Source organism: Bradyrhizobium sp. (genome assembly GCF_049691595.1).
Taxonomy (GTDB): Bacteria; Pseudomonadota; Alphaproteobacteria; order Rhizobiales; family Xanthobacteraceae; genus Bradyrhizobium.
The window spans coordinates 1-1,627 of the sequence record NZ_JBAVNZ010000584.1 but is presented as its reverse complement, the minus strand read 5'-3'; the positions used below and the strand labels follow the sequence as shown (position 1 = coordinate 1,627).

Below are 1,627 nucleotides of genomic sequence, written 5' to 3'. Positions count from 1 at the left end.
GCGCGCCGCGCTTGCGGCGTGGTGCGCTGCTGATCCGGGGTCCACCGTTCCCGGTCGCACCTGGGTCCCGGCTCTGCGGCGCATCGTGAAGAACGCTGCACCGCGTCCGGGAAACGAGAGCCTTGCAAAATGGATGTCACCTCCGGGTTCGCTTCGCACCCAGGAACTGCGTTCCGCCGTCAATCCACCACGATCTTCACCCGGTCGCGCGGCTTGACCTGGGCGTGGGAGTCGAGGCCGTTCAACGCGCGAAAGCGTTCCGCCGGGCGGTCGATGCCGGCCATGCGGTGCGACAGCGATTCCACGGTGTCGCCGGGCTGCACGGTGATGACCTTGATGCGCAGCGGCCTGGCCGCCTGGATTTCCTCGAGCGTCAGGCGGCGGAACGAATTCACGGTCTCGCGCGCATTGCGGTCGCTTTCGGTGGTCTTCTGTCTTGCCGCGAAGATGAAGCGGTAGACGTCGCTGCCGAAGCGCAGCGCATAGACCTTGAACTGCCACTGCTCGCCGCGCGCGGTGGCCGAGGCCGCCGGAAAACCGTTGATGGTGAGATCCTCGGTTGAAGCCTTGTCGACGCCTTCCATCCAGCCCGAACTCAGATAATCGCCGAGCGACTGTTCGGCCGGCACCCGCACCACGTCGAAGCGCATCGCTTGCGTGCCGCCCTCGCGCACCCCGATCACCGCCTGCGCGGTATTGTCGAGCGTGAACGTATCGGGCGCCGCGAAGGTGAAGCCGAGCTTGGGATGCAGGAAACGCCGTCCGCGCACGAAACCTTCGCTGGGGTCCTCGCCATAGACGATGTTGTCGATCGCCGCGAGATAGGTCTCGCGATCACGTTCGCTGCTTTCCGGCGAGGCGTATTGCCGCGCGGTGGCTTGCGCATTCCGGACGCGCTCGGGCGTCGCCGGATGCGAGGAGAGGAAGTCCTGCGCGCGCGGATCGAGCGCGGTCTTGCCGACCTTCAGCGCGGCGTTGCGCTCCATCGCCGACAGGAAGCGCGATGCGCCAAAGGGATCGAAATGCGCGCGGGCGGAAATGCCGACGCCGATTCCATCGGCCTCGAATTCCTGGGTGCGTGAGAAGCTCGCCATCGTCAGCTTGGTTTTGGCCAGCGCCAGCGCGGTCAAGTCGGGATCGCTGCTCATGTCGGTGACGACGCGGGTCACCACCGCCGCCTGCCGCGCCTGGTCCTCGCGGATCGAGGCGTGCTTGGCCAGCACGTGCGCCATCTCGTGGCTCAGCACCGAGGAAAGTTCCGAGGTATCGCTCGCCAGCGCGATCAGGCCGCGCGTCACATAGAGCTGGCCGGTCGGCAGCGCGAACGCGTTGACCGCGCCGGAATTGAGGATCGTCACCTTGTAGGCCTGATCGGGGCGATCGGAGGCCGCGACCAGCCGGTCGACGGTCTTGCCGATCAGGGCTTCCAGCTTCGGATCTTCATAGGTGCCGCCATAGGAGGAAAGGATGCGTTCGTGCTCGCGCTCGGTCGCGGGCGTTTGCGCCACGTTGCGATTCGGCTTCGCCGACGCCGTGGTCGCGGGCGAAGCGTTCTGGAACCGCGCCATGTCGCCGCAGGCCGACAGCGCCAAAGCCAGGCACAATAAGGCTGCCGCCGCCCGAAGGC

Annotated in this window: 1 protein-coding gene; it reads right to left on the bottom strand. The window is 66.7% G+C overall.

Going from position 1 to position 1,627, the window contains the following annotated elements:
* Positions 1 to 179: 179 nt before the first annotated feature.
* The gene (locus tag WCE35_RS23535) at positions 180 to 1,604 is read right to left on the bottom strand and encodes a M48 family metalloprotease (RefSeq protein ID WP_424595708.1); all 1,425 of its coding nucleotides are present in this window, start codon (positions 1,602 to 1,604) and stop codon (positions 180 to 182) included.
* Positions 1,605 to 1,627: the final 23 nt, after the last annotated feature.